27 protein-coding genes and 2 tRNA genes are annotated in these 25,328 nt (G+C 60.5%); 18 read left to right on the forward strand and 11 right to left on the reverse strand.

The window, feature by feature from the left end; all coding sequences use genetic code 11:
- Window positions 1-190: 190 nt before the first annotated feature.
- The gene (locus tag DZG07_RS21375; RefSeq protein ID WP_119820698.1) at window positions 191-1,366 is read left to right on the forward strand and encodes a tyrosine-type recombinase/integrase; all 1,176 of its coding nucleotides are present in this window, start codon (window positions 191-193) and stop codon (window positions 1,364-1,366) included.
- A gap of 157 nt (window positions 1,367-1,523) precedes the next feature.
- Here the strand turns inward: DZG07_RS21375 and DZG07_RS21380 are convergent.
- Window positions 1,524-1,598, reverse strand: a tRNA-Thr gene (locus tag DZG07_RS21380).
- A gap of 155 nt (window positions 1,599-1,753) precedes the next feature.
- On the opposite strand from DZG07_RS21380, the gene DZG07_RS21385 reads away from it, so the two are divergent.
- The 11 genes from DZG07_RS21385 (at window position 1,754) to DZG07_RS21435 (ending at window position 8,342) form a co-directional block, all read left to right on the forward strand.
- Window positions 1,754-1,936 carry a hypothetical protein gene (locus DZG07_RS21385; RefSeq protein WP_091914208.1) on the forward strand — a complete coding sequence of 61 codons (183 nt, stop codon included), beginning with the start codon at window positions 1,754-1,756 and terminating at the stop codon, window positions 1,934-1,936.
- Between the two features lie 128 nt (window positions 1,937-2,064).
- The gene (gene murA / locus DZG07_RS21390; RefSeq protein ID WP_119821956.1) at window positions 2,065-3,354 is read left to right on the forward strand and encodes a UDP-N-acetylglucosamine 1-carboxyvinyltransferase; all 1,290 of its coding nucleotides are present in this window, start codon (window positions 2,065-2,067) and stop codon (window positions 3,352-3,354) included.
- Window positions 3,355-3,448: 94 nt separating this feature from the next.
- Window positions 3,449-3,883: a DUF2948 family protein gene (locus DZG07_RS21395; RefSeq protein WP_091914206.1), complete on the forward strand. Its 435-nt coding sequence runs from the start codon at window positions 3,449-3,451 to the stop codon at window positions 3,881-3,883.
- Between the two features lie 16 nt (window positions 3,884-3,899).
- Window positions 3,900-5,198: a histidinol dehydrogenase gene (hisD, locus tag DZG07_RS21400; RefSeq protein WP_119820700.1), complete on the forward strand. Its 1,299-nt coding sequence runs from the start codon at window positions 3,900-3,902 to the stop codon at window positions 5,196-5,198.
- A 3-nt stretch (window positions 5,199-5,201) separates the two neighbouring features.
- A complete protein-coding gene (locus tag DZG07_RS21405; RefSeq protein WP_091914202.1) occupies window positions 5,202-5,687 on the forward strand; it encodes a UPF0262 family protein in 486 nt (161 codons plus the stop codon).
- Between the two features lie 41 nt (window positions 5,688-5,728).
- Window positions 5,729-6,124, forward strand: a complete 396-nt coding sequence (locus tag DZG07_RS21410; RefSeq protein ID WP_162931689.1) for a low molecular weight phosphatase family protein — start codon at window positions 5,729-5,731, stop codon at window positions 6,122-6,124.
- A gap of 112 nt (window positions 6,125-6,236) precedes the next feature.
- The gene (infA, locus tag DZG07_RS21415) at window positions 6,237-6,455 is read left to right on the forward strand and encodes a translation initiation factor IF-1 (RefSeq protein WP_019172992.1); all 219 of its coding nucleotides are present in this window, start codon (window positions 6,237-6,239) and stop codon (window positions 6,453-6,455) included.
- Between the two features lie 39 nt (window positions 6,456-6,494).
- On the forward strand, window positions 6,495-7,124 hold the full coding sequence (locus DZG07_RS21420; protein ID WP_091914198.1) for a Maf-like protein: 630 nt from the start codon (window positions 6,495-6,497) through the stop codon (window positions 7,122-7,124).
- Complete coding sequence (yacG, locus tag DZG07_RS21425) at window positions 7,121-7,324, forward strand: DNA gyrase inhibitor YacG (protein WP_119820706.1); 204 nt, start codon at window positions 7,121-7,123, stop codon at window positions 7,322-7,324. Before DZG07_RS21420 ends, yacG begins: the two co-directional genes overlap by 4 nt.
- Window positions 7,325-7,639: 315 nt before the next feature.
- Window positions 7,640-7,715 (forward strand) — tRNA-Phe (locus DZG07_RS21430).
- Window positions 7,716-7,898: 183 nt separating this feature from the next.
- Window positions 7,899-8,342, forward strand: a complete 444-nt coding sequence (locus DZG07_RS21435) for a hypothetical protein (protein ID WP_119820709.1) — start codon at window positions 7,899-7,901, stop codon at window positions 8,340-8,342.
- Between the two features lie 142 nt (window positions 8,343-8,484).
- Here the strand turns inward: DZG07_RS21435 and DZG07_RS21440 are convergent, their stop codons facing one another.
- Window positions 8,485-8,730, reverse strand: a complete 246-nt coding sequence (locus DZG07_RS21440) for a YMGG-like glycine zipper-containing protein (protein ID WP_091914192.1) — start codon at window positions 8,728-8,730, stop codon at window positions 8,485-8,487.
- 386 nt (window positions 8,731-9,116) lie between these two features.
- Here DZG07_RS21440 and DZG07_RS21445 point away from each other — a divergent pair, with 386 nt between their 5' ends.
- Window positions 9,117-9,815 (forward strand): GntR family transcriptional regulator, encoded by a 699-nt coding sequence (locus DZG07_RS21445; RefSeq protein WP_091914190.1) that lies wholly within the window; start codon window positions 9,117-9,119, stop codon window positions 9,813-9,815.
- Window positions 9,816-9,838: 23 nt separating this feature from the next.
- On the opposite strand, the gene DZG07_RS21450 is transcribed toward DZG07_RS21445, so the two are convergent.
- The 4 genes from DZG07_RS21450 to DZG07_RS21465 form a co-directional block, all read right to left on the reverse strand.
- Window positions 9,839-11,806 (reverse strand): MOSC N-terminal beta barrel domain-containing protein, encoded by a 1,968-nt coding sequence (locus DZG07_RS21450; protein ID WP_119820712.1) that lies wholly within the window; start codon window positions 11,804-11,806, stop codon window positions 9,839-9,841.
- A gap of 9 nt (window positions 11,807-11,815) precedes the next feature.
- Complete coding sequence (locus DZG07_RS21455) at window positions 11,816-12,820, reverse strand: alpha/beta hydrolase (RefSeq protein WP_162931690.1); 1,005 nt, start codon at window positions 12,818-12,820, stop codon at window positions 11,816-11,818.
- Entirely contained in the window at window positions 12,817-13,851 is a 1,035-nt protein-coding gene (locus DZG07_RS21460) for an extracellular solute-binding protein (protein ID WP_119820716.1), read from the reverse strand. The genes DZG07_RS21455 and DZG07_RS21460 overlap by 4 nt, the downstream gene beginning before the upstream one ends.
- 358 nt (window positions 13,852-14,209) lie before the next feature.
- Window positions 14,210-14,578 (reverse strand): hypothetical protein, encoded by a 369-nt coding sequence (locus DZG07_RS21465; RefSeq protein ID WP_119920305.1) that lies wholly within the window; start codon window positions 14,576-14,578, stop codon window positions 14,210-14,212.
- Between the two features lie 285 nt (window positions 14,579-14,863).
- Here DZG07_RS21465 and DZG07_RS24025 point away from each other — a divergent pair, with 285 nt between their 5' ends.
- Window positions 14,864-15,397, forward strand: coding sequence for a hypothetical protein (locus DZG07_RS24025; RefSeq protein WP_133304776.1), 534 nt, complete (start codon window positions 14,864-14,866; stop codon window positions 15,395-15,397).
- 52 nt (window positions 15,398-15,449) lie between these two features.
- Here DZG07_RS24025 and DZG07_RS21475 read toward each other — a convergent pair whose 3' ends face one another.
- Window positions 15,450-15,716, reverse strand: a complete 267-nt coding sequence (locus tag DZG07_RS21475; RefSeq protein ID WP_091914177.1) for a PepSY domain-containing protein — start codon at window positions 15,714-15,716, stop codon at window positions 15,450-15,452.
- Window positions 15,717-15,827: 111 nt separating this feature from the next.
- On the opposite strand from DZG07_RS21475, the gene DZG07_RS21480 reads away from it, so the two are divergent.
- Window positions 15,828-16,217, forward strand: a complete 390-nt coding sequence (locus tag DZG07_RS21480; RefSeq protein ID WP_091914175.1) for a DUF930 domain-containing protein — start codon at window positions 15,828-15,830, stop codon at window positions 16,215-16,217.
- Between the two features lie 103 nt (window positions 16,218-16,320).
- Here the strand turns inward: DZG07_RS21480 and DZG07_RS21485 are convergent, their stop codons facing one another.
- A complete protein-coding gene (locus tag DZG07_RS21485; protein WP_091914172.1) occupies window positions 16,321-16,632 on the reverse strand; it encodes a hypothetical protein in 312 nt (103 codons plus the stop codon).
- A 261-nt stretch (window positions 16,633-16,893) separates the two neighbouring features.
- On the opposite strand from DZG07_RS21485, the gene DZG07_RS21490 reads away from it, so the two are divergent.
- The 3 genes from DZG07_RS21490 to DZG07_RS21500 all read left to right on the forward strand — a co-directional run bounded on the left by DZG07_RS21490 (window position 16,894) and on the right by DZG07_RS21500 (window position 19,211).
- Window positions 16,894-17,946 carry an ornithine cyclodeaminase gene (locus DZG07_RS21490; RefSeq protein WP_245429549.1) on the forward strand — a complete coding sequence of 351 codons (1,053 nt, stop codon included), beginning with the start codon at window positions 16,894-16,896 and terminating at the stop codon, window positions 17,944-17,946.
- A gap of 103 nt (window positions 17,947-18,049) precedes the next feature.
- A complete protein-coding gene (locus DZG07_RS21495; protein ID WP_119820722.1) occupies window positions 18,050-18,685 on the forward strand; it encodes a DedA family protein in 636 nt (211 codons plus the stop codon).
- A gap of 88 nt (window positions 18,686-18,773) precedes the next feature.
- Window positions 18,774-19,211: an NUDIX domain-containing protein gene (locus tag DZG07_RS21500; RefSeq protein WP_119820724.1), complete on the forward strand. Its 438-nt coding sequence runs from the start codon at window positions 18,774-18,776 to the stop codon at window positions 19,209-19,211.
- A gap of 35 nt (window positions 19,212-19,246) precedes the next feature.
- Here the strand turns inward: DZG07_RS21500 and mprF are convergent, their stop codons facing one another.
- The 3 genes from mprF to DZG07_RS21515 form a co-directional block, all read right to left on the reverse strand.
- Window positions 19,247-21,883, reverse strand: coding sequence for a bifunctional lysylphosphatidylglycerol flippase/synthetase MprF (gene mprF / locus DZG07_RS21505; protein WP_119820725.1), 2,637 nt, complete (start codon window positions 21,881-21,883; stop codon window positions 19,247-19,249).
- A 177-nt stretch (window positions 21,884-22,060) separates the two neighbouring features.
- Entirely contained in the window at window positions 22,061-23,611 is a 1,551-nt protein-coding gene (locus tag DZG07_RS21510) for a DegQ family serine endoprotease (RefSeq protein WP_119820727.1), read from the reverse strand.
- 329 nt (window positions 23,612-23,940) lie between these two features.
- Window positions 23,941-25,260 (reverse strand): AcvB/VirJ family lysyl-phosphatidylglycerol hydrolase, encoded by a 1,320-nt coding sequence (locus DZG07_RS21515; RefSeq protein ID WP_245429550.1) that lies wholly within the window; start codon window positions 25,258-25,260, stop codon window positions 23,941-23,943.
- Between the last annotated feature and the right edge of the window lie 68 nt (window positions 25,261-25,328).

The raw sequence follows: 25,328 nt of genomic DNA on the forward strand, positions 1-25,328 counted from the left end.
TGACCCCAGCAAATGACAATGGGCTTGGCGTCCCGCCCGGCATCTATTCGGTTGAAGAGGCGTGCGGATGGCTTAAAATCAGCCGCCAGAGCCTTACAAATCTGACGATCGACCATCCGTATTACGCCAAGAACGGCAATCGAAAACTTTTCAGCCAGTCTCATATCAACAAGCTCTGGGAGGCGATGCAATGTCAGAACCAAAACTCACCAAGCGTCCTGGAAGCGATAACTGGTACATCCGCGGTACCAACAGCGCAGGCCGACCGGTATTCCGATCTACTAAAACCAAAGACGAAGCAACTGCCAAGGCGCTCCTCGTCCAATATCAGGCGCGCGTCCTAGTCGAAAAGGTGCACGGCCCTGTCGCCACGACAACGTTTGACGAGGCGGCTCGCGCCTACATTAAAGACGGTGGCGACCAGACATATCTGCTCCGGCAAGACAGGGAGGGGCGGCGACATGGACTCATGCCCCACTTCGGCGACGCGAAGTTGGCATCCATTACGCAGGACGACCTCGACAAGGCTGCGACTGCGCTATGCCGTCCGGGCGCTAGCCGCGAGACATTGATTCGGAACGTCTATACTCCATTCATTGCCGTGTGGAATTTCGCTTCGTCTGAAGTTCGCAAGATGGCCGCGCCAAAGAAATGGCAACGGCCGCGCAAGGCCAAGGGCACAAACGTTCTTCGGATAGCAGGGACGAAGCGCAGCGGCACAAGGCCGGTCGACTACAATCGAGCGGCGCAATTTGTTGCCAATATGTCGCCGGCTCCGGCCATGGTGATGACGGCTTTGTTCTTTACCGGCCTTCGACCGATCGAACTTTTCGCGCTTGAATCATCGGAGGTGAATGTCGCCGGCCGCTGGCTGGTATTGCATAGCACCAAAACCGGAGAGCCGCGCGGCGTGCCAATTCATGAATTTCTGGCGCCTCTCTTCGAATCTCTTTTGAAGCGAGGGGATTTAGAAAACGACCCTCGGATATTTCGCACTCACAAGGGCGAGGCATACCGTCCGACCGAGGACGGTGGCGGCCAGCTCAAGACGGCTATTATCGGAGCCAGACGCCGAAGCGGCATACTCGACATAAGCCCCTATACGGCGCGCCACTCCGTTTCCACCGGCTTGGTGATTGCTGGCGTCCATCCGCACATTAAGGACCAGATACTCGGCCACGCGGCAGACAACATGTCGCGCCACTATACGAACGTTCCGCAAGCGCCACTCATCGAGGCAATCAATAAACTGCCCGTTCCTGACGCCTGGCAGGCGTTGCCGTGGTGGCAAGATCCCCTGGCTTGGAGTGCAAAGCTAGTCGAGGGAACCGGCGCGAGGAATGACTTGAAGGAGAAGCGGGCCTAGCGAATCGCGAACACAGCATGAACAGAGCCCCTTCTGACTGCACGGAAACTGCACGGAAAAGGACATAAAATCACGATATGTTCCGTGCAGTGGCGCAAAACGGCAGAAATCTACGACAACACTGTATCGCTTAACTAGTTGATTTTGCTAGGAAAAATGGTGCTGCGAGAGAGGATTGAACTCTCGACCTCTCCCTTACCAAGGGAGTGCTCTACCACTGAGCTACCGCAGCTGTCGAATGCGGCGCTTCTGCCACATCAATCCGGCAAGCGCAAGTTATGTGTGAAACTTGTTTGCAGTGTTTTTCCACGGACACGGCGCGGCCATAATGATAGGTATTTTCGGCTCTCGCGACGATCGAACAGGGGACACGTTCGGGCAATCTTCATGAATTCGAACAAAACTACGCAAGTTTCGACGGTAAAGGACGACCGCAAGGCACGCCTGGCGCAGGAATTGCGCGCCAATCTGCAGAAGCGCAAGGCGCAGGCGCGGTCGCGCCGGACCGGCGAGGAAGATGCAAGGCCCGACGGAATCGCCGCGGCGCAGACGCATGACGAGGAAAACTAGCTGATTCATGAGTGGGCTTTCGGCGACACGACCGAAATCCTATTTCTTGAACGGCATTTCACGATGGTCTAGACGGACCGCAAGGATAAACGGACAAAACTGGGAAACATCCCGGAGAAATGATTCTCATGGATCGCATAAGAATAGTCGGCGGCAATCATCTGGAAGGCCGCATCCCGATTTCCGGCGCCAAGAACGCCGCCCTGCCGCTGATGATTGCGTCGCTTTTGACTGACGACACGCTGACGCTGGAAAATGTGCCGCATCTGGCCGATGTCGAGCAGCTCATCCGCATTCTCGGCAATCACGGCGTCGACTATTCGGTCAACGGCCGCCGCGAAAGCCAGAATGAAGGCTATTCGCGCACTATCAATTTCACCGCCCGCAACATTGTCGACACCACCGCTCCCTACGAGCTGGTTTCCAAGATGCGCGCCAGCTTCTGGGTGATCGGGCCGCTGCTTGCCCGCATGGGCGAGGCCAAGGTTTCGCTGCCGGGCGGCTGCGCCATCGGCACGCGTCCGGTCGACCTGTTCATCGAGGGCCTGCAGGCGCTGGGCGCCGATATCGATGTCGACAGCGGCTACATCCTCTCCAAGGCCAAGAACCGGCTCCGGGGCAACCGCTACGTCTTCCCGAAGGTTTCCGTCGGCGCAACGCATGTGCTGATGATGGCAGCAACGCTGGCGCGCGGTGAAACCGTGCTGGAAAACGCCGCCCGCGAGCCGGAAGTCGTCAACCTTGCCGAATGCCTCATCGCCATGGGCGCCAAGATCGACGGTGCCGGCACCTCGACCATCACCATCGAAGGCGTCGATGCGCTGTCCGGTGCGCGTCACCGTGTCATCCCCGACCGCATCGAAACCGGCACCTATGCCATGGCGGTTGCCATGGCTGGCGGCGACGTGCTGCTGGAAGGTGCGCGCGCCGACCTGCTGCAAGGCGCGCTCGACGTGCTCGCGCAGACCGGCACCGAGATCATTCCGGTCAATTCCGGCATTCGCGTTCGCCGCAACGGCTCAGGCATCTCGCCGGTCGACGTGACGACCGAGCCTTTCCCCGGCTTCCCGACCGATCTCCAGGCGCAGTTCATGGGCCTGATGACCATGGCCAAGGGCAAATCCCGCATTACCGAGACGATCTTCGAGAACCGCTTCATGCATGTGCAGGAGCTTGCCCGCCTCGGCGCGCACATCACGCTTGCCGGCCAGACCGCCATCGTGGAGGGCGTTTCCAAGCTCAAGGGCGCGCCGGTGATGGCGACGGACCTGCGCGCTTCGGTGTCGCTGGTCATCGCCGGGCTGGCTGCCGAAGGCGAAACCGTGGTCAACCGCGTCTATCACCTCGATCGCGGTTTCGAGCGGCTTGAAGAGAAGCTTTCCGGCTGTGGTGCGACCATCGAGCGCCTGTCTTCGTAGGAACTGCTCCGCGCCGGCTGGCGTTTCGGTTGCGTGCTTTGCCAAGACCGCATAACACAAGGCCAGAAACCTTCGCACAGGCGCCGGCGCGGATATGGACCAGCTTAAACTCGTCGCACTCGACGAACAGGATTTGAAGATCGTCTCGGCGCATGTCCAGGACGCCGTCATGAAGGTCGGCGACCTGGATTTTTCCGCGTCGGCCAAGCGCTTCATCATGAGCGTCAACCGTTTCGCCTGGGAAACCAGGACCGGCTTCTTCCGTCCGCATTATGAGCGCCGCAAGAGCGTGCTGGATTTCAACCGCGTGCTCGGCGTCAGGGCAACCGGCATCGACCGTGAAAAGCCCGAGGACGTTCTCTCTCTCCTGGCGATACAATTTCACGAAAGAGACGCACCTGCTGGCGCCATCGAACTGATTTTCGCCGGCGGCGGCGCAATCGCGCTGCAGGTCGAGTGCATCGAAGCGCGCCTGGCCGATCTGGGCGCTGCCTGGGAAGCAAGTTCCCGCCCCATACACAAAGCATGACGAGTTCTCATAAAAAATGGCAATTACGCTCAACACATCCGATGCCGATTTCGAGACGCGCTTTGCGGCGTTTCTGACGACCAAGCGTGAAGCTTCGCCGGATGTGGATGCAGTGGTGCGGACCATCATTGCCGATGTGCGCGCACGCGGCGACGCCGTGCTCAAGGAATTGACGCTGAAGTTCGACCGTGCCGATCTGGACAAGCTCGGCATCGCCGTGTCGAAGGAAGATATCGCGCAGGCCTATCGCGATGCCAACCCAGCGACCGTGGAAGCACTGAAATTCGCCCGCGACCGCATCCGCTCGCACCATCAGCGCCAGCGTCCGCAGGACGACCGCTACGTCGACCCGATCGGCGTCGAACTCGGCTCCCGCTGGACCGCCGTCGAGGCCGTCGGCCTCTATGTGCCGGGCGGCACCGCAAGCTACCCCAGCTCGGTGCTGATGAATGCGGTTCCGGCTGTCGTTGCCGGCGTCGAGCGCATCGTCATGGTCGTGCCGGCCACGGGCGGCAGCATCAATCCGCTGGTTCTGGTGGCGGCCGATATTGCCGGCGTCAGCGAAATCTATCGTATCGGCGGCGCGCAGGCCGTCGCTGCCCTTGCCTATGGCACCGAAACGATCGCGCCGGTGGCCAAGATCGTCGGGCCGGGCAATGCCTATGTCGCGGCGGCCAAGCGGCAGGTGTTCGGCACCGTCGGCATCGACATGATCGCCGGCCCATCGGAAGTGCTGGTCGTCGCCGACGCGGACAATGATCCTGACTGGATCGCCGCCGACCTTCTGGCACAGGCCGAGCACGACGAATCGGCACAGTCGATCCTGATCACCGACGACGCCGGTTTCGGCAAGGCAGTCGAGGCAGCCGTCGAACGCCAGCTCAAGTCGCTCTCGCGGGCGGAAACCGCAGCCGCAAGCTGGCGCGATTTCGGCGCGGTGATCCTGGTGAAGGATATCGACCAGGCGATCCCGCTGGCCAACCGTATCGCTGCCGAGCATCTCGAACTCGCCGTCGCCGACCCTGAAGCGCTGCTGCCCAAAATCCGCAATGCCGGCGCGATCTTCATCGGGCGCCATACGCCCGAAGTCATCGGCGACTATGTCGGCGGCTCGAACCATGTGCTGCCGACGGCGCGGTCCGCACGGTTTTCCTCCGGGCTTTCAGTGCTGGATTTCATGAAGCGCACGTCGCTGCTGAAGTTAGGGCCGGACCAGTTGCGCGCGCTTGCGCCGGCGGCGATCGCTCTCGCCACGGCCGAAGGGCTCGACGCGCATGGCCGCTCCGTCGCCATCAGATTGAACCTGCAAGAGTGAGGGATGGACGACGTCACCCGCCAACGCTCCAGACTGATCGACGTCGCGCTTGACGAATCGATCGGCCGTTCGACGCCCGACATCGAGCACGAGCGGGCGGTGGCGATTTTCGACCTCATCGAGGAAAACAGCTTTCAGCCGGCCAATGACGAGGGCAACGGACCCTACAAGCTGAAGCTCTCGATGATCGATTCCCGGCTGGTCTTTGCCATCACGCATGAAGACGACAGCCCGGTGATGACCCATATCCTGTCGCTGACGCCGTTCCGCCGCATCGTCAAAGATTATTTCATGGTCTGTGAGAGCTATTACGAGGCCATCCGCACTTCCACGCCGAGCCAGATCGAGGCGATCGACATGGGCCGCAGGGGACTTCACAACGAAGGCTCGCAGACGCTGATGGACCGGCTTGCCGGCAAGATAGACATCGACTTCGACACGGCGCGCCGCGTCTTCACGCTCGTCTGCGTATTGCACTGGCGGGGTTAGTCCTGGCTGAACCGACGCCCCCTCCCCGATCCATCCTGTTCATGTGCGGCATGAACGTCGTGCGCTCTCCCATGGCCGAGCTTCTGGCCCGAAAGGTGCTGCCGGCTACGACCTTCGTCGCCTCGGCAGGCGTGCGCACGGGCGAGCGCGACCCTTTCGTCGATGCCGTACTTGCCGAAGACGGGCTGTCGCTGAACGATCGCCAGCCGCGTTCGCTGGACGAGCTGGAAGACGATTATTTCGACCTGATCGTGACGCTGGCGCCGGAAGCACACCACGCAGCACTGGAACTCACGCGCTCCATGGCCGTCGATGTCGAATACTGGCCGACAGCCGACCCGACCACGGCGACCGGCACGCGCGAGCAGATCATGGCCGCCTACCGCGATGTGCGCGAGCGGCTGAAAGCCAGAATCGCCCAGCGTTTCCTTCCGTGAAGGCCACTGGGCCTACGTCGATTAAGCGTGTTCACAAAGAGCATATAATCATATAGGTTCCGCCGAAATTCCGGCCGGCGTGCCGAAATACAATCCAGACCAAAGGTAAAGAATGCCGAAGGAAGAAGTCCTCGAGTTTCCGGGCACGGTAACAGAACTGCTGCCGAACGCGATGTTTCGCGTCAAGCTCGAAAACGAACACGAAATCATTGCCCACACGGCCGGCCGCATGCGCAAGAACCGCATCCGCGTGCTGACGGGCGACAAGGTCCTCGTCGAAATGACGCCATATGACCTGACCAAGGGCCGCATCACCTACCGTTTCAAGTAAGCGGTTCGCGAGTCGCGTTTTCCAACCGACGGGAATTAGATGAGCGCTTTCCAGAAGCTTGTGCTTGCCTCGGCTTCGCCGCGCCGGATCGAGCTTCTGCAGCAGGCGGGCCTCGAGCCCGACCGGCTGCTGCCGGCCGATGTCGACGAGACGCCGCTGCGCGCCGAGCATCCGCGCTCGCTGGCCAAGCGCCTGTCCAAGGCCAAGGCGGAGAAGGCGCTCGAATCGCTGAAGACCGAACCTGACTTTGCCGGCGCTTTCATCCTGGCCGCCGATACCGTCGTTGCCGTCGGGCGGCGGATCCTGCCCAAGGCGGAACTGATCGACGAGGCTTCGAACTGCCTCAAGCTTCTTTCCGGTCGCTCGCACCGCGTCTATTCCGGTGTCTGCCTGATCACGCCGGACGGCAAGCTGCGCCAGCGGCTGGTGGAAACACGCGTGCGCTTCAAGCGGCTGGGTCGCGAGGAACTGGAAAGCTATCTCGCTTCGGGCGAATGGCGCGGCAAGGCCGGCGGTTATGCCGTGCAGGGACTGGCCGGCACCTTCGTCGTCAAGCTCGTCGGCTCCTACACCAATGTCGTCGGCCTGCCGCTCTACGAGACGGTCGGCCTGCTGACTGCGGAAGGCTTCAAGGTGCATTTCAACTGGCTGTCGGGAGCGCGGGCATGAGTGCCGACGCCCCAGGCAACGTCACGCCGCTGCGCCCGAAGCGGCCCTGCCCCGAATGCGGCAAGCCATCTGCGCGCGAAACCTACCCGTTCTGCTCGACGCGGTGCAAGAATGTCGATCTCAACCGCTGGCTTTCCGGCAGCTATGCCATTCCGGTTCGCGACGACGAGGAAGAGCAAGGCGACGACCCCGCGAATTAGAGCATGATCCCGAAAAGTTGCAGACTTTTCGGACAAGATCATGGCTCAAAATCAATACCCTAGAGTGCGATGACGATTCAAGGAAGCGTCACCGCACTCTAGGGTTTGACCGTGATCTTTTGCGAAAACCGGTCACCACTTTTCGGGATCACGGACTGACGCCGGCTGACTTTCCAGCGGCTTTCGTTCTTTCTTGTCGCAATCGGCTTTCAGGCGCTGGACAGCCAGAAATCTCGTGCTATAACCCACCCGCTTTCCAGGGGTTGCCAAGCCCCCGCAAAGTGGGGAACCGGCTCAAACCGGGTTCCACAATAGGCCCAGATAGCTCAGCTGGTAGAGCAGCGGATTGAAAATCCGCGTGTCCGTGGTTCGAATCCGCGTCTGGGCACCATTTTTCTCAAGTAAAATCGATGCCTTACTAAGTCGTGCGATGGAATGAGCACGTTTATGTTGCGACGTGTTGCAAGCTGATTCTTTTAGCTTCGCAAAGAGCCGGCCAGTCTACGTGGCATAGATTGACGCACTCCCCACCCTCTGCGAATTTGTGGTGGGCCAATGGGGTGAATATGGGCTAATGGGCGAAGAACAGACACGCAGCTTACTGATTTCAACAATATCACCAGCGTTCTTTGGTGCTTTCTTCGGAATCGCCGGAACTATCTTTGCGTCTACTCTTGGGTATCTCAACAAGGATCGCGAACTTGATCTGGAGATGGTGAGGCTAAGCGTAACTATTTTGTCAACGCCTACATCAGCCGCGGACAATGACCTCCAGCGCCGATTTGCCGTATATGCTCTGCGGCAATTCTCAGGGGTAAATATGTCTGACGCTGACTTGGATGCATGGGCTAAGACGCGCGGCTCGCTTCCCCGCGTTACCAATATAGCTGAGGTGTGCGGCGAAGTTGCCAGCACTTACGCAAACTCTGCCTACTTCACCGATGATGACGCTAAAGCCGATGCGGCGCGGGCGCTAGATACACTATATAACCTCGGGTGTACCAAGCCACCGTCTTGAACAGATAATCGAGATGACGGGCGCAGCGCCGATGCTCACCATAAACCAATGCCGGCTCTTACTATAAAGCCGGCATTAGTTTGTTTTTAGCCGAGGTTACTAGACCGCGAAAACCTCGCAATCCTCGGTGCTGGCTAACCTATCACCGGCAGCGCGCGGTGTAGATGCGGCCGTGACGGTCGCGATACTGGCAGTAGCCGTTGCGCAGGTTGCGCACCAGCAGGCCGCCGAGTGCACCCGCGCCGGCACCGATCAGCGCGCCTCTGCCGCCGCCAGCAATGCCACCGATGATGGCGCCGGCACCCGCACCTATACCAACATCCCGTTCGGTTGAGGTACAGCCGCTCAGTGCAACTACAGCGGCTAGTGCAATGATCATTTTACGCATGGATCGAATTCCTCACTTGGTGATCACGAGTGATCAGGCAGCCCATTAGCATAAGAAATGGGACAACGCGTCAAGGGCCTCGAAAGTTGGATAAAATATTGTTGCCAGATGTTACCGCAAATGGGAAATCACGACGCTCGCAGCCGATAGTTCGAGAACCATGATCCTACCGACAGGAAAATATAGGCGGAATTTCATGCCGCGCTGCCTGCGAACAACCGTAGATAACGTGACATCGCCGCTTGCGGCTTTGCGGATCAAGCGTCTATTATCTACTTGAAAAATCGCTGACTTCCGCAGTCAGGTATTGTTCAGCACCTTTATTTTCATAGCGGCAGATAAAGCCATCTGCGTAGTTTCAGGACGCATGAAGCAGCACACCGCCAATGGCCGATAAAACCCAATTCGGACTGACTGCAGTCGACACCGTTCCCCTGCACGAGAAGGTCTATCTCGAGCTTGTGCGGGCGCTGATGTCGGGCCAGTTCGCACCCGGCCAGAAGCTGACGTCGCGCAAGGTCGCCAAGGAACTCGGCACCAGCGACATGCCGGTGCGCAGTGCCTTCATGCGCCTGCAGGCGCTGCGGGCGCTGAGCCCGATGCCCAACGGCAGCATGGAAGTGCCGATGATTTCCGCTGCCCGGTTCTCGGAACTGACTGCCGTGCGCATGATCCTGGAAGGTTCGGCAACCGAACTCGCCGCCCAACGCATCAACGGAAACAACCTGCGCACGGTCCGCCGTCATTGCACCGAACTGACCGAGGCGGCCCGCAAGGGCGACATCGACGACTATCTGCGCAAGAACTACAATTTCAAGTTCTCCATCTACCGCCATTGTGGCAACGAGCAGATGATCTTCCTGATCGAAACCGTATGGATGCAGGTGGGCCCGTTTCTGCGGAACCTGACAACCGGGTTCGAGAACAATCTCGCGTCCATTCTCGACATCGACTACCACGAGGAAGCAGTGGCTGCGATCGAGGAACATGATGGCGCGCGGGCACGCGCGGCCATCACGCGCGACATAAACGACGGCGCGACACATCTTTTGAAACACGTCAAATTCCCCGAAGCGCGCGCCTGACGGCAGCAGGAAACCCCGTCTCGTCAGATCTCCAGTTCGACGGCGCCGACCGGGTTGGTCGAGCAGGCCAGGATGTAGCCTGACTGTTTTTCCTCGTCGGAAAGTGCCGCGCGTTCGGGATCGGCGGCGTTGGGAGCGATGCGCCACTCGCCCGAAACGACCTTGCAGCGGCAGGTGCCGCAGATGCCCGCCTCGCAATCGGCAGGCAGTTCAACGCCAGCCTTTCGGGCGAGTTCGAGCACGGTGACGGCCCCCTCGCCTTCCACCGACTTGCCGCTCTTCAGGAAAGATACCTTGTAGGTGCCTATCTCGGCTTCGGGTGCAGCCGAGCGATCCGGGCCGAAGGTTTCCTCCAGAAACGGGTGTTTCGGCGTGGGCTGCCAGACCTCATAGATCTGCCGGGCCTTGCTGCGAAACCCATCGGGTCCGCAGCAGAAGACGAGGCGGTCGGCAAGATCAGGACAGGCCGCGCGCAGCACAGCCTCATCGAGCCGTCCGGTCAAGACATTGGGCCGGCTATCTTCTCCGAAGCGGGTGGACGCAAGCATCTCCTCCGCGGCGTTGGCGCCGGTGAGATTCCAGGACAGCCGCAGCCGTTCCCCCATCTGCCGGCGCAGCAACGCCAGTTCGTGCAGAAAGGAAACGTCCTCCGCATTGCGCGCACTGTGGTGGAAATGGATGTCGAGCGGCAGGTTGGCATCGGCAATGAAGCGCAGCATCGACATCATCGGCGTGATGCCGCTGCCGGCCGACAGCAACAGAAGGCGCTCGGCCGAACCAGCGGCCGCAAGATGGAAGCGGCCATTGGGACCGAGTGAGCGAAGGGTGTCGCCCGGCTTCAGCGTGTCGTGCAGCCAGTTCGAGATGTGACCGCCTTCGACCCGCTTGACCGTCACTGAAATATGGTGCGGCCGCGACGGCGACGAAGAAATCGTATAGTTGCGCCGCACAGTCTGCCCGTCGATATCGAGCAGCAGCGTGATGAACTGGCCGGGCTTGTAGTCGATGCCCTCGCCCGGCTCCAGCTGGAAGCGGAAGGTGCGGAAGTCGTGCGTTTCGTCGATGACGGCCACGCAGCGAAGCAGCCTTTCGCGCCCGCGGGCATTCGAGGTACCTGTGGCGCCGGCAGTCGAAGGCAGCCGCGTGACGGGCACGGCAGAGTCCGGCAGGATGGTGATCGGGACTTTGCGCGCAAGGACTTCGACAGGGTCGCCGACTGTCAATCGTCCCATGGTGCGCGGGATCAGGAACTGGCCGAAATAGGCCTTGCCGTCCTCACCGCGCCGCTGCTTGCCCAGCAGGGCAAGAGGCTCGTGATCCGGCCGGCCTTCGCCCGTGCGCGGATCGAGCGTGATCATGACGCAGCGGTCGCAAGCGCCCGCCACCTCGAACTCGATCCCGCCGATTCGCACCGACGCCCAGCCGTCTTCCGCATAGGCGTCCGGCCCGGTGACGACCAGATTAGGCCGGAACCGCTGCATTTCAGCCTCGGTTTCGAGGAAGCGGTTCATGTCGGCGAGCGATGCTGCATTGGTCAGGAGCAGCGGCGCGGTATCGGCAAAGCTGACGGTGCCGCCACCGCCCAATCCGAGCGGGCGATGGGTCTGGCCGCCCTTCACCACAAGGCGGCACGGCCTGCCGAGAAAATCCTGCAGCCATTGCGAAACAGCATCCCCGGCGTCCAACACGATCACGCTGTCACCCCAGATTGTCACCGTGTCGGTCCGGCGCAGAGAGCCACGCACAAAGCCAAGCACCGGCATGCCGGGCGCAGTCAGCACCACCTCGTCGCCATCGAGATGCGTGCGGACCTGCATTAGCTTCGAAGTCTTGCGGGCGGTGATGCAGTTTCCCTCTTCGTCCACGACCATCATGCGCCGGTCGCCGACGAGCCCTTCCGGCTCAAGCCGCGCAGTTTCGACGGGCAGGCCGGCACCGGACTTCAGCGGATAGATGTGCAGGCTTTCGACACGAAAAGGCAAAGCGGTCATTTCGATACGTTATGCCGCAAGCATCTGTTTCACGGCACCGCAAACTTCCAGAAAGGCCGCATCGGAGCGCTTCGAAATGCCGGAATGCTGCATGAAATTGTGGATGAGGCCGTCGAAGCAGCGGTATTTCACATTGTTGCCCGCAGCCTTCAACTGTTCGGCAAACGCGCTGCCCTGATCGCGCAGGATGTCGTTCTCGGCGCCGTAGAACAGGATCGGCGGCAGCCCGCTCAAATCCGCGGCCAGCACGGGAGAAACCCGGGGATCGGACGCCAGGGCGTGATCCGGCAGATAGGCCCGGGCGAAATATTCGGTCTCGGCGAATTCCAGATAATGGCCGGTGGCGAAAGCTTCGTCCGACGCTGATTTCGACGCGAGGCCGAGATATGGCCGCGCATCGACCAGCAGGTAGAGAAGGCACGCACCCTTGAATGGCGCCCGATCCTGCAGCATGGCCGCGATCGACAGGTTTGCGCCGGCGCTGTCGCCCATCAGCATGAAACGGCCAGCATCGCCGGCGATCGATGCGGCGTTGCCGGCAATCCAATTCACCGCGAGCAGCGTGTCTTCAAGAGCCGCGGGGAACGGGTGCTCCGGCGCCAGGCGATATTCCAGAAAGGCGACCACCGCCCCGCATTCGAGCGCAATGCGGGCCGATTGCAGCGCATAGGTGTCGGCATCGCCGAGCACGAAGCCGCCACCATGCAGGTAAAGGATCACCGGCGCCGACCCGGAAAGATCGGCAGGCGTGTAGATACGAAGGGAGGCATCGGCATGGCCGCCCGGCAGCCGAACCGTGGCTTCGGACACGTCGCCTTCGGGCGCACGGCTCATTTCGCGGTATTGCGCGCGGTAGTCGCGGCGCGCGCTTTGCAACGTGACTTCCTGCTGCGACGAAGCCTGCTCGGCCGCGAGCCGGTCGAGCATCGCCTTGATTTCCGGATCGAGCGCCATGCAACACCTCTTGTCTAGGGAAGCCGCCGCCCGGCGAACCGGGCGGCGCGTCGAGATCACTTCAGGAGATCGGTCCAGATCCGGGTGTAGAGCGCCTGCACATCCGGCGCGCAGGCGAGATTGAAATTGCCGTTCGCAGCAAATTCGGCCGGGATATTGACCTCGGGCGCATCCTTCATGTCTTCCGGCAGGAAAGCTTCCGAACCCTTGATGCCATTGGCGTAGCGGGCGAAGCTCGAAAGCATCGCGGCATTTTCCGGGTCCATGACGAAGTTCATGAACAGCTTGGCGTTTTCGGTGTTCTTGGCGTCCTTGATGATCATAAGATTGTCCATCCAGATCGGATAGCCTTCCTTCGGATAGCCATAGACGATCTTGTCGTTCTTCAGCCGCGAGCGGAAGGACGCGCCGTTCCAGTTTACACCGGCCGAAATATCGCCCTTGATGTATTTCTCGATGTTGCCGAAATCCATCGACAGCCATTTCGGCTTGGCCGCAACCAGCATGTCGCGCACCTTCTTCAACACTTCTTTGTCGCCGGTGCAGGGCTCGCCGCCGACATAGGCAATGGCCAGATACATGACATCCGACATTTCCGGCACGACATTGACCTTGCCGACGAGTTCGGCCGGCGGATCCATGAAGATCGCCGACGTGTTCGGATCACCCGAATAAACCGAGTTGTTGACCGTCACACCTGTGGTTCCCCATTGCCACGGCACCGAATAATGACGGCCCGGATCGAACGGCACGTCGACCCAGCGGGGATCGACATTTTTGAAATTCTCCATCTGGTCTGGACGGCTTTCGAGAACCAGACCCTCGTCGATCCAAACCTTCACCACCGAGGCGGAGGGGACAACCATATCGAAGCCATGGCCGCCCTGGCGGATCTTGGCGAGCGCGGTGTCGTTGGAATCATAGTCGGTGACGGTAACCTTGACCTTGTAGGCGTCCTCGAACTTCTTGATCATCTCCGGGCTGGTGTAGTTGCCCCAGTTGTAGATGTTCAGCTCTCCCTCGGCGCGGGCAACGCCCGTCATCGCCAACAATGCCAGGCCTACTGCCGTCGCCGTCGTCTTCCAGTTCATGTCATGCTCCTCCCAGTTTGATCGTCCGATTGCGACCGCGCTTCGCCGCCGCTCAAACCCTGGCGGACGACTTTTGCCTGATTCATTGTTTTCCGGCGGCGTTTGTCGCCAGCCCTCCAACACCGGCCCAACCGCACTATATTGTGATCTCACCGCTACACAATAGTGCGATCTGCGATCGCACTATTTTTCAACCGTCCCGCTGCAATGAATGGCAAGGGGCGACGTTTGAGAGCTGCCGCCGGCATATCGGCTCGCGGACAATCCAGTCCCGCAAAAATCAGGGATTTCTGCGCGAAACGCCGAAGCAAAGGGCCGTCAGGAAACTGCCGGCGCGTACCGGCGACGTGCTTTGGGATTATTTGCCGTGGCTTTTAGAAGCCAGCTTGGCTTTCGTCAGCGCACCGGCTTCCTGTGCGAGCGGCTTCCATTCCAGGGCAGCCGGAACGTAGCGCAAGTCATCTTCCCATTGCTGGGAAAGAACACTGCCCTCGATGCCCGTCGGATTTTCGTACTGGCCGACTTCCTCGTCGGCGGCGTCCGTCAATGGCCAGGTCGCGTGTGCCTTGCCCGCAACCATGATGCCGCCCATTCGCGCCGGGGCGTATTCGCACTCGTTCGGATCGACGCACTCATCGACAAGCGCCGCCAGCATCGAAAGCGACGGTGCAACGAAGAGGCCCACAACCTGTTGGTCCGCAGCTATGCGAACGAAATACGCTTTCAATGAACTCCCCCGGAACGAACGTTCTGTTCCACTTTTAGCCGAATACCATCTGCCGTGCCGCGGAGGCAGATACAATTGATCACCACTTCGTTACCTAGAGCAGCATCTGGTAACGGAAATGGGAGCAACTTTTATTTTCATCCCGGCAACGGCGTCTCGGAACGACATAATTTTGATCTTCCCGGCCAGCCGCTAAACATAAAAAGCCCGCCGCTCTTTGTGGAACGGCGGGCCAATTTCGTTGCCTGAACCACCCTTCTACCGGGCGGGGCGGTATTCAATCGGATGACGATGGATGATCATGGTAAAGCTTGTCTTAAACTGGCACCAAGGCGAAGTCAGGCAAGTCATCATCCGGTTCGTCGTTATCCTTATCTTCACTTTTTCTTCATTCCACCCGTATGGGTGGTGCAATCGAAAGGAAAAAGAGCCATAGTGCTGGTGACGACGGCAATGCGTGCCGGTTGTCAAATTCGCTCAGATGTACGTGGGCCCGGCGACGGGCAGTTCATCCGGCCTGGGCTCTGGAACGTATTTCGTACAGAGCAGAGGTGTGCCGTGAACCGTTACGAGAGCCAGTATTCAGGCAGATATAAGCATTGGACGCCGGAGGACATCGCCCAGTTGCGGCGCATGGCCGGCAAGCAGGAAAGCGTGACCGCAATTGCAAGGCGGTTCAACCGCTCCGTCGGCGCAATACGCACGCGCGCATATGCGGAGGGCATAAGCTTGGCGCAGGGCAACAAGACGCCCTCGATCGGAAGGGCGACCTTCAAACAAGTCGGCAGAGCTGAAAACCGCCCCCTCGAAGCTATCTAGAGCACCGTGTCTCTATCGAGCACCGAAGTCGCGAGCCGGTCGAATTTGACCGCTATTTCGGCTCACCCGTGGCCGGGTCGATCTTTATTTCGACCTTGGCCTTGTCGGTCGTATAGTATGTGATCTCGTAAAAACCTTCCTCGTCCCAGTCGATCTCCCCGATATAGCGGAACTGATCCCGCTGCTCGATCTTGGCGATGATCTCCGACAACTTCTTTCCGTTGTCGGGCGGCGTGGCAGGCGCTGCGGTCTGAGCCAGGGCCGGAGCGCTTATCAGGCCTCCTGCAAGCAATGCGGCAAGGAACAATTTGCGAGACATGATCTCTCCCTTTCTGGCTGATCGCGGAGGAAACGATAAAACGCGCGTTCCGGTTCCCATGGTCCTCCTGATGCCTTGATTTAGGCTCGATCCTATGGTGCAGGAGTAACCATGAGGAAAATCTGTCTCCTGACACTCGCCGTTGTGGTTCTCGCTTCACCGGCCATGGCGCTCGACGGCGCCCTCAAGGCCGGCCTGCTGAAACTCGATCCCGAAACGCGACTTGAGCAGCGTTGCGACGCCGAGGCGCTCGACCGCATCGGCAAAGACGGTTCCCACTACAAGCCGGATCGCGTCGTTGCCTATGCGATGGCGACGCCGACAATGCTCACCGACGCCATCGAAAGCCCGGGGGCTGCGTTTCGCAGCAAGGGCGAATGGTACAAGCTCGCCTATGTCTGCAAGACCGCACCGGATCACATGAAGGTGCTGTCGTTCGAATACCAGATCGGCGACGCAATCGCCGAGGCCGATTGGCAGAAATACAATCTCTGGCAATAGCGCTCGCAGCGCATCTCCATCGACCACGCAATGCGACGCAAAAAGCCCGCCATTCCTTTAGGAAAGGCGGGCCATGGATCAGGTCAAGCCTGAAATCCGGGGATCAATTGCAGGGCGCCTCATAGGTGCGCGGATTGCCGTAGCGGTCGTAGAGCGGCCGGCCGCGACGGTCATACTGCTGATAGACGCAACGGCCGGGCGTTGTTGCCGCACCGAGGGCTGCACCCGCGACGCCACCGATAAGAGCGCCGGCAACCGTGCTTCCGGTGTTGCCGCCGATCGCCTGGCCGGCCAGTGCGCCCACGCCCGCACCGATCGCACCGCCGCCGAGTGCGCGTTGCTCCGGCGTATTGCAACCGCCAAGCGTCAGCGCTGTAACCGTCAAAACCGCTGCCAAAGACAAGCGTTTAATCATCGAACCTCTCCTGTTGCCGATGAGCCCTTCAGCGGCACAATTATCATAGGAATTTCAGAGCGTCACGGTGCCTGCCAAAATGAGTCGGCAGCGGGGAATGCCCAATTAGAGGTATTGTCGATACTGACAAAACCGCTGCGATATTTATCAACCGGGTTGGCGATTATGCAAGAAAGTGTCGTATCGATTGGCCGAGAGCGCCGCTAGTCTACCAATTTGGTCATCCGGCGGAGATGCTGGAACAGGTGGTTGGGGTAGATTGTGGTTCAATTCGTCGGCACGAAAAACATCGCGGATCTGGTCGCTTCGGTCGGCTTGGAGACATTGCTTCTCAAGCTCGTGAAATATCTGGAGCAGGACTTTTCGCGCTGGGAAGATTTCGACAAGACGCCCCGCATCGCGGCCCACGCCCCCAATGGCGTGATCGAGCTGATGCCGGCCAGCGACCATGATCTCTACGCCTTCAAATTCGTCAACGGCCACCCGGAAAACCCGCTGCACGGGCTTCAGACGGTGACCGCATTTGGCGTGCTTGCCAATATGCACACCGGCTATCCCGAATTCCTGGCTGAAATGACCATATCGACCGCACTGCGCACCGCAGCGACCTCGGCCATGGCGGCCAAATATCTGGCGCGCAAGGACGCGCGGACGATGGCGATGATCGGCCTCGGCGCACAGTCGGAATTCCAGGCGACGGCGTTCAAGACCGTCCTTGGCATCCGTCACCTTCAGGTCTTCGATATCGACCCGGAAGCTGCAGCGAAGTTCTCGCGCAACCTGGAAAATTCCGGCTTCGTCATCACCCATGCGCCAAGTGCGGAAGAAGCCGTTCTTGGTGCGGACATCATCACCACGGCCACAGCCGACAAGAAACTCGCGACCATCCTGTCCGACAACATGGTCGGCGCGGGCGTGCATCTTAACGCAGTCGGCGGCGACTGCCCCGGCAAGACCGAACTTCACCGCGACATCCTGCTGAAGTCCGACATATTCGTCGAATTCCCGCCGCAGACCCGCATCGAGGGTGAAATTCAGCAGCTCGACAAGGACTATCCGGTGACCGAACTTTGGCAGGTCATTACCGGGCAGAAGGCCGGCCGATCCTCGGACAAGCAGATCACGCTTTTCGATTCCGTCGGTTTCGCCATCGAGGATTTTTCCATGCTGCGATTCCTGCGCGATCTTGTGCAGGGCACCGCATTCTATTCCGAGATCGACCTCGTGGCCGAGCCGAAAGATCCGCGCGATCTTTTCGGCCTGCTGATGAAGGGTGCAGCACCAGCACGGGAAATGCTGGCGGAAATTGCCTGACCTTGCGGTCGAACACTTGACGCGTTTTTGCCGTATGGCGATGCTCTATGCTTGAAAGGCGGCACGCGCCGTCTGTCTCGTCATGTGCATTTCATAGGGCTGTATGCTCGATCTCCTGTCCCCGGATACGCTTCACCATCTGATCCACACCTACGGGCTGTGGGTGCTTTTTGCCGTGGTGATGTGCGAGAGCATGGGCGTGCCGATGCCCGGCGAAACGGCGCTGGTCTCGGCAGCGCTTTATGCCGGCGCGACCCATCGCATAGAGATCCTGCATGTCGTCACCATCGCAGCCTGCGGGGCTATCGTCGGTGACAATATCGGGTATCTCATCGGCCGCTCCGTCGGTCTGAAGCTGCTCATCAGGCATGGCAGCCGCATCGGGCTGGATGAAGGCCGGCTCAAGGTCGGCCAGTATCTGTTCCTGAAGCATGGCGGGAAGATCGTGTTCTTCGGCCGATTCGTCGCCTTTCTGCGCGCCTTCGCGGCTGTGCTGGCGGGTGCAAACCGCATGGCCTGGCCGCATTTCCTGATCATGAATGCGGCCGGCGGCATCTGCTGGGCGCTGCTCTTCGGCGGCGGCGCCTATTTCTTTGGCGAACGCATCAAGGCCGTCGCCGGGCCCGTCAGCCTCCTGCTCCTGCTCGTCGTCGTCATCGGGCTTATTGCCGGCATCTGGTTCTTCCGCCATCACGAGAAGGAACTGGAAGCACGCGCCAGGGCCGCCCTGCCCGATTAGCGCGAGAGCCTGTTTCCGATACGCTGGGCCAAGAATCGGCCTCCCCGGCATTCAACATTGGGTTTTCACGCCAAAAGAAAGCGCCTGAATGACATCCTATCTGATGGAGCTTCGCGGTTTGATCGGAAGCCGCTTGCTGCTGCTTCCCTCCGTTGCCGCTGTGATTCATGACCATGCGGGCAATCTGCTTCTGCAGGAAAAAGCTTCGGGCGAAGGATGGAGCCTGCCTGCTGGCGCAATCGAACCTGGCGAGATGCCGCAGGATGCCGTCATTCGAGAGGTGATGGAGGAGACTGGCCTTGCGGTCACCCCAACCGCTATTCTCGGCGTCTTTGGTGGAAAAGAGTTTCGGTACACCTACCCGAATGGCGATCAAGTCGAATACGTCGTCACACTATTCAGATGCCAGGTTCTTGCAGATCAAGGATCGTGGACGGACAACGAGACAAAATCGCTCAGATATTTCGCGCGGGAGGATATGCCGCCGCTGGCATTGCCTTACCCTTTGTCCGCTCTGTTTTCGTAGACATTTCAACATTCCCCGGGCCGACGGATTAGGCCTTATGCCGGCTCCGCCACCTTGGGCTTGGGCCGGCGCTTTGGCTTGCGCGAGCCCGAGCCGATGAACTTGCCGATACCGCCGGAAATCAGCGCGTTCACGTCGAGCAGCACCTGCGGAATGTTGAGACCGCCGGGGCAGGCCAGATATTGCGGCGTCCAGACCGGCGAGAACTTCTGCTTGAAAGAGCGCAGGCCCTCGAAATTGTAGAAGTCGTCGCCATGGCGGAACAGGAACGTTCCCATGCGGTTCCAGCGCGAGGCCAGAGCGTGGTCGGAAAGCCCCGACAGGGGTGCAGCACCGAGATTGAACCAGCGATACCCTTCAGACTGCGCATAGAGCAGGATGCGGACGAACAGCGCGTCCATGAGAATCTTCGAGACACCCGGACGGTAGCGCATAAGGTCGACGGACATTTCGTTCATCCCGCCGCTGCGCCAGATATTGGCGAAGGCGACGATGTGGCCTTCGTGGCGCATCACCGCGCAGTCGAAATGCGAAAGATAGGCCGGGTCGAAGTAGCCGAGCGAAAAGCTCTTCTCGCCGCCGCTCTTCTCGGCAAGCCAGATGTCGGAGACCTGCCGCAGTTCGTCCATGATGGCCGGCACGCCCGCCCTCGGCACGATTTCGAAGACCAGCCCTTCCTTGGCGGCGCGGCGGTCGGCGTAGCGGAAATCCTGGTTCTTGCCGCCTTCCAGCGTGAAGCGGGTAAGATCTACCCGGGCGACTTCGCCAAGCTTCAGAAGCGCATAGCCCATGTCGAGATAGAGCGGCAGATTGTCGGGGTGAACGCCATAGAAAACCGCGCGGCCTGCCTCGCGGTCGGCCATGTCACGGAACTGCCAGACCAGATCCTCGGCCTGTTCGAGGTCGCCAACGGGATCGCCCATGGCGACGAGCGAGCGCCCTGCCCGCGCATACATCAGAAATGCCTTGCGGTCCGGCGACCACAGGAATTCCTTGTCGCCTAGCAGGGCGATGTTGGTCTGCGTGTCGTGAGACGTAGCGATCACCGCTTCGACCGCGTCCGACTCTGTGGCGGGCTGCTTTCTGGCGCGCACCGGCGGCCGGTTGATCGCGACGGCGACGCCAAGTGCTGCCACCGCGATCAGAAGGCCCACTGTTGCGCGCAGGAAGCGCGGCGCCTCGCCTTCCCATGCGAATTCCCAGAACAGTTCGTTCGAGTATTCGACGTGGCTGTAGGAAAAGAAGCCGAGCCATGTGGTGGCAACGAGGGTCAACACCACCAGCGCCAGCCAGTGCCATGAGATGCGGCCGAACCGCTGTGGCGAGCGGCGATAGAAGGCCTGCCGCGAGAGCAGAAGGAACAGCGCCGAGAAGGCCAGCGTCGTCGCCTCTTCCCAGTCCAGACCCTTGATCAGCGAAAACACCGCGCCGGCAAACAGCACCGCCACCGCCGCCGCCCAGGCCGAGAACAGCCGGCGCTGCAGGCCATGGGCGATAACCAGCAGCGCAAGGCCGGTAAGACTGCCGAGGAAATGCGACGATTCCACCACCGTCAGCGGCAGCCAGCCCTCCAGCATATCGAGCCGGTCCGGCACGCCGGGGGTGGCGCCGGAAAATAGCAGCACCACGCCCGAGATGAAGACGACTGCGGCTGCCACCGGCGGCACGATGGCCTTTATGGCCTTGGCCGAGCCGACGAAGCGGGCGGCAAGTTTGCCGCGGATCACGCCCGCCTCGATTGCCGCAAGCACCACCACCGCGATGAAGAACGGCAGGAAGTAATAGATGAGCCGATAGGCAAGCAGCGAAGCCAGAATGTCCGCCCTGCCCTGCAGGCCAAGACCGGCGATAAGCGTCGCCTCGAACACGCCGATGCCGCCCGGCACATGGCTGATCGAGCCGAGGATGACCGCGCTCATATAGACCGTCAGGAAGAGCGCGGGCCCCGACTGCGCATCGGCCGGCAGAAGCACGTAAAGCACGGCGGCAGACGCCATGAGATCGATGATGCCGACAAGCAGTTGCACAAGCACCATACTGCGGCGCGGCAGGGGAAAGCGCCATTCGAAGAACCTGATCTCGCGCCCTTCAGGCCCTGCAAGGAAATAAAGGCCGACCAACGCGCCCAGCAGCGCCACACCCACCAGGCGATCGGCGGCCGGATAGAGCATCTTCATGACCGGCACGCCGTCGGGGTCGATCACCAGCGCCAGGCCGACAAGTGCCGTGAAAGCCAGCCATAGGCCCATCCAGGTCAGAAGCACGACCTGGCTGATCTCGCCCGCATCGAGCCCGCTACGCGAATAGGTGCGGAAACGGACCGCGCCGCCGGTGAACAGATGGAAACCGAGGAAATTCGAGAAGGCGTAGCCGCTCATGCCGGAAAGTGCGGCGCTGTGCCAAGGCACCTTGCCGGGTGCCACGATGCGGCAGGCGACGATGTCGTAGGTGGCGAGCGCGCAATAGCTGACTGCGGTTGCCAGAAGCGCCACCACTATGCTGGTGCCCGGCATGGCGCTTATGGCAGCCTTGATGTCGTCGAGGCGCAGCCCGGCGGTCATCTGATGGAAAAGCCATAATGCGCCGACCGTCACCGCCACTGCGGCAATGGAGCCTAAATACGCACTCAACCGCCAGCGCGGGCTGCGTTCTTCAACGACGCGCTGGTCCATCAGCTAACGCTGGCCTCTCGGCAAGGCTTTCCAAACAGGATCATGTCAGTCTCCGAAATCGGCCGGTTCGGGCCGCGAATGGTAGTCGATTTTCGTATGACAGTGTCGAATTTCAGGCAGCATCCAAACAAAAACCGCCCGGACATGCGTCCGGGCGGTCTGTGAGGCGAATAACGATCAGGCGTGATCGAAAGGTACGGCGATGAAGGTCTGCGTGTCGCCACGCTCGACGAGCAGCAGCACCGACTTCTTGCCGGCCTTGCCGGCTTCGGCAACGGCGCGGCTTGCCTCCCTGGCGTTCTTCACCGGCGTCTGGTTGACCGAGACGATCAGGTCTCCCTCACGGATGCCCTGCTCGGCGCCGGCCTTGTCCGGGTTGACGCGAGCTACAAGCGCGCCCTGCTCACCGTTCGACAGGTTCAGCGCCTGCCGGGCCTGCGGGGTGATGTCGGTCAGAGCCAGTCCGAGCGAAGGCACCGAATTGCGGCCGGACGACTGGTCCGGCGTGCTGTCGGCGGAGGCCGTCTTCTGCTCGTCGCCGTTCTGGCCGACGGTGATCGGCACATTGACGCTCGAGCCCTTGCGCCAGACCGTGAGATCTTCCTTGGTGCCGGGCGAAACATCCGCCACGGCGCGGGAAAGATCCTTCGGGTCCTTGATGTCGCGGCCACCCAGCGCGGTGACGATGTCACCCGTCTTCAGGCCGGCAGCCGAGGCAGGCGAATCGTCGCTGACATGCGCGATCAGCGCGCCCGTCGGATGATCGAGGCCGATCGCATTGGCGACATCGGCAGTCACCGGCTGGATCTGCACGCCGATATAGCCGTGCTCGATCGAGCCGCTCTTGATCAGCTTGGCGACGACCGACTGGGCCTGATCTGACGGGATGGCGAAACCAACCCCGACGCTGCCGCCATTGGGCGAATAGATGGCCGAGTTGATGCCGACCACCGAGCCGTCCATGGCGACCAGCGGGCCGCCGGAATTGCCGTGGTTGATGGCGGCGTCGACCTGTATGAAATCGTCATAAGGCCCGCTGTGGAGGTCGCGGCCACGGGCCGAGACAATGCCTGCGGTGACGGTCGTGCCGATCCCGAACGGGTTGCCGATCGCCAGCACCTGATCGCCGAGCGAAAGCTTGTCAGAATCGCCCCACTTCACGGTCGGCAGCGGCTTGTCGAACTTGACCTTGACCACCGCCAGATCGCTCTTGGCGTCGCGGCCGACGAGGGTGGCCGGCAATTCCGTGCCGTCATCGAGCACCACCTTGATCTCGGTGGCGCCGTCGACAACGTGGTTGTTGGTCACGATGGTGCCGTCCGATGCGATGATGAAGCCTGAGCCCAGAGCTTCGGCCTGCTGGCCGCCGCTGTCGGGGCGATGCGGCCTCATCTGCTGCTGCGGCATGCCCTGATCGCCGAAGAACTGGCGGAAATACTCGTCAAAGGGCGAATTTCCGCTGAACGGCTGCTGCTGGCCGTCGCCGCTGTCGTCGGAAGCCGAAGCGTCGACCTTCATCTTTGTCATGATGGTGACCACGGCCGGCTTGTCGGCATTGACGATGGGCGCGAACGAGCCTGACGGTGCCATGATGCCGGTGACCGGCGTCGGCTGGACGGCCTCGGCTGCCCCTGCCCGCAGGACAGGTGAAAGCACGAGGGGGGTGATGATCAACGCGGCGCCAAGCAGAGCGGCGACACGGTGTCTGCGAAGAATATTGGAGGACATTTTCGTGGTCCCTGCGAGAGTTGATCCAAGCGCCGTGGCGTATTCCATGCTGGAATCGTCTATTCGACGTATCGACGATCAGGCTGGCCGTTCTCGCCGATTTCGGCTGCCGATGCATTCGATAGGGAAGACTTAGGGAGCAATCCCGCCACAATTTAGAGCTTTTGCGAACATTACGAAGATTTAATTCTTACGCATATTTTCACACATGCAAGAAAAAATCGCCGCGTCACAAATACAGTGCGACACGATGTTCATAAATGGCAGAGTTATTTTATTAACTTATTGTAATCTTCAGAATTACGACAATACTTCTCTATTGCATTTGATCATGGCGTCGTGTTCGCGGCCATGCCTGTACGCCGTATAAATCCATCTATGATCTTGTCGGCAAGGCCTGCGTAATCTCCATCGAAATGATGCCCGCCCGTAGTCTTGATGACCTCGACCGGGCCGCCCTCCAACTTCGGGCATGCCGTGTCGTCTTCATCTTCACCGTAGAAACACTGGACCAGCTTCGGATCGATCTTGCTGAGTTCCGGCAGGGTCGGGACGGAGTCGGAATCGGCAGTGCCGAGCCAGCCAGCGACCGAGACTTCAAACGAGGCGTCGGGAGAGAAGCCGAGCAGTGAAATCTGGCTGACGCGCTGCCTGTCCGCCTCGTCCAGCACGTTGAAGGTTGCCGGAAGGACATCGGCGCCGAAGGAATAGCCGATCAGCAGAACGTGCTTGACCTTCCAGAGCGCGGTATATTTGTCCATCATCTGCTTCAGGTCCGCCGCCACATCCTTGGCGGGGCGTTCGGACCAGAAGTAGCGCAGCGAATCCACCCCGATTGTGGGGATGCCCTTTTCCTGAAGAATCCCGCCGATGGACTTGTCGAGATCGCGCCAGCCACCATCGCCGGAATAGACGATCGCCATCGTGTCGTGGATTGGCGTTGCCGGCAGTTCCACCAGCGGAATATCACTGGTGTCGTCCTGCGACTGGAGCACGGCGGTCATCGAATTCTCAAGTGCCGCCTGGGCCGGCGTCGTCGCATCGTTGATCTTGATGTCGAACCCCTGGCTGCGCAAATCCTCAATATGCGCGCGGCCGTCAGCGTTGGCCTGGGGCGTGAAGGTTACATCGATCGGATTGGGCATCTCGCCCTTTTCAAGATCGTAGACCGTGCCTTGCGGGGTGACTTTTTGCGCCGCGCCGCTGCACAAGGTCTTGGTCAGCGGGACGCTGGCGGTCGGATCGATGGCTACCGTGTGGCCGACGGTAGCCGCAGGCGTCTGCGCCGCAATTGCCATGACAAGGCCGCCGCCCTCGCCTGCACCGGCGAGGATGGGCGGATTGTAGTTGGAGGAACCGGCCGAGCGCTGCATCTGCTGGCTGAGGTTCTCGATATCCGAGACCAGATAGGCGCAATCGTCCGGCACCTTGGCGATCGATTGGAGATATTGCGGAAGATCGACCCCGACGACGATTGCGCCATCGCCGGCCAGTCGTGCTGAAAAGTCTTCGTCGGCGGCGGACCAGCCTTGCTTGTCGGAGAACAGGAAGACGGTGCTGCTCGGCGCTCCGTCCGGCATCAGGATATGCGGCGACGGAATCAGGCCGCTGTCGAACTGGTCGGCCGGGGCCGACCCTGCGATGGCCACAAGGCAAAGAGAAATCAGAGAAAATCCGACAAACCGCTTCACGACAAAACCCTTGGATGTCCGCCGTT

The organism is Mesorhizobium sp. DCY119 (assembly GCF_003590645.1).
Classification (GTDB): Bacteria; Pseudomonadota; Alphaproteobacteria; order Rhizobiales; family Rhizobiaceae; genus Mesorhizobium_M.

Coding starts and splice junctions, on each gene's coding strand:
- infA (WP_019172992.1), top strand. CDS start 6,237: ATGCCGAAGGAAGAAGTCCTCGAGTTTCCGGGCACGGTAACAGAACTG.
- mprF (WP_119820725.1), bottom strand. CDS start 21,883: ATGGACCAGCGCGTCGTTGAAGAACGCAGCCCGCGCTGGCGGTTGAGT.
- DZG07_RS21395 (WP_091914206.1), top strand. CDS start 3,449: ATGGACCAGCTTAAACTCGTCGCACTCGACGAACAGGATTTGAAGATC.
- DZG07_RS21375 (WP_119820698.1), top strand. CDS start 191: ATGTCAGAACCAAAACTCACCAAGCGTCCTGGAAGCGATAACTGGTAC.
- DZG07_RS21435 (WP_119820709.1), top strand. CDS start 7,899: ATGGGCGAAGAACAGACACGCAGCTTACTGATTTCAACAATATCACCA.
- DZG07_RS21450 (WP_119820712.1), bottom strand. CDS start 11,806: ATGACCGCTTTGCCTTTTCGTGTCGAAAGCCTGCACATCTATCCGCTG.
- DZG07_RS21460 (WP_119820716.1), bottom strand. CDS start 13,851: ATGAACTGGAAGACGACGGCGACGGCAGTAGGCCTGGCATTGTTGGCG.
- DZG07_RS21420 (WP_091914198.1), top strand. CDS start 6,495: ATGAGCGCTTTCCAGAAGCTTGTGCTTGCCTCGGCTTCGCCGCGCCGG.
- DZG07_RS21510 (WP_119820727.1), bottom strand. CDS start 23,611: ATGTCCTCCAATATTCTTCGCAGACACCGTGTCGCCGCTCTGCTTGGC.
- DZG07_RS21440 (WP_091914192.1), bottom strand. CDS start 8,730: ATGCGTAAAATGATCATTGCACTAGCCGCTGTAGTTGCACTGAGCGGC.
- DZG07_RS21485 (WP_091914172.1), bottom strand. CDS start 16,632: ATGATTAAACGCTTGTCTTTGGCAGCGGTTTTGACGGTTACAGCGCTG.
- murA (WP_119821956.1), top strand. CDS start 2,065: ATGGATCGCATAAGAATAGTCGGCGGCAATCATCTGGAAGGCCGCATC.
- DZG07_RS21500 (WP_119820724.1), top strand. CDS start 18,774: ATGACATCCTATCTGATGGAGCTTCGCGGTTTGATCGGAAGCCGCTTG.
- DZG07_RS21410 (WP_162931689.1), top strand. CDS start 5,729: ATGTGCGGCATGAACGTCGTGCGCTCTCCCATGGCCGAGCTTCTGGCC.
- DZG07_RS21405 (WP_091914202.1), top strand. CDS start 5,202: ATGGACGACGTCACCCGCCAACGCTCCAGACTGATCGACGTCGCGCTT.
- DZG07_RS21480 (WP_091914175.1), top strand. CDS start 15,828: ATGAGGAAAATCTGTCTCCTGACACTCGCCGTTGTGGTTCTCGCTTCA.
- DZG07_RS21445 (WP_091914190.1), top strand. CDS start 9,117: ATGGCCGATAAAACCCAATTCGGACTGACTGCAGTCGACACCGTTCCC.
- DZG07_RS24025 (WP_133304776.1), top strand. CDS start 14,864: ATGACGATGGATGATCATGGTAAAGCTTGTCTTAAACTGGCACCAAGG.
- DZG07_RS21385 (WP_091914208.1), top strand. CDS start 1,754: ATGAATTCGAACAAAACTACGCAAGTTTCGACGGTAAAGGACGACCGC.
- yacG (WP_119820706.1), top strand. CDS start 7,121: ATGAGTGCCGACGCCCCAGGCAACGTCACGCCGCTGCGCCCGAAGCGG.
- DZG07_RS21475 (WP_091914177.1), bottom strand. CDS start 15,716: ATGTCTCGCAAATTGTTCCTTGCCGCATTGCTTGCAGGAGGCCTGATA.
- hisD (WP_119820700.1), top strand. CDS start 3,900: ATGGCAATTACGCTCAACACATCCGATGCCGATTTCGAGACGCGCTTT.
- DZG07_RS21495 (WP_119820722.1), top strand. CDS start 18,050: ATGCTCGATCTCCTGTCCCCGGATACGCTTCACCATCTGATCCACACC.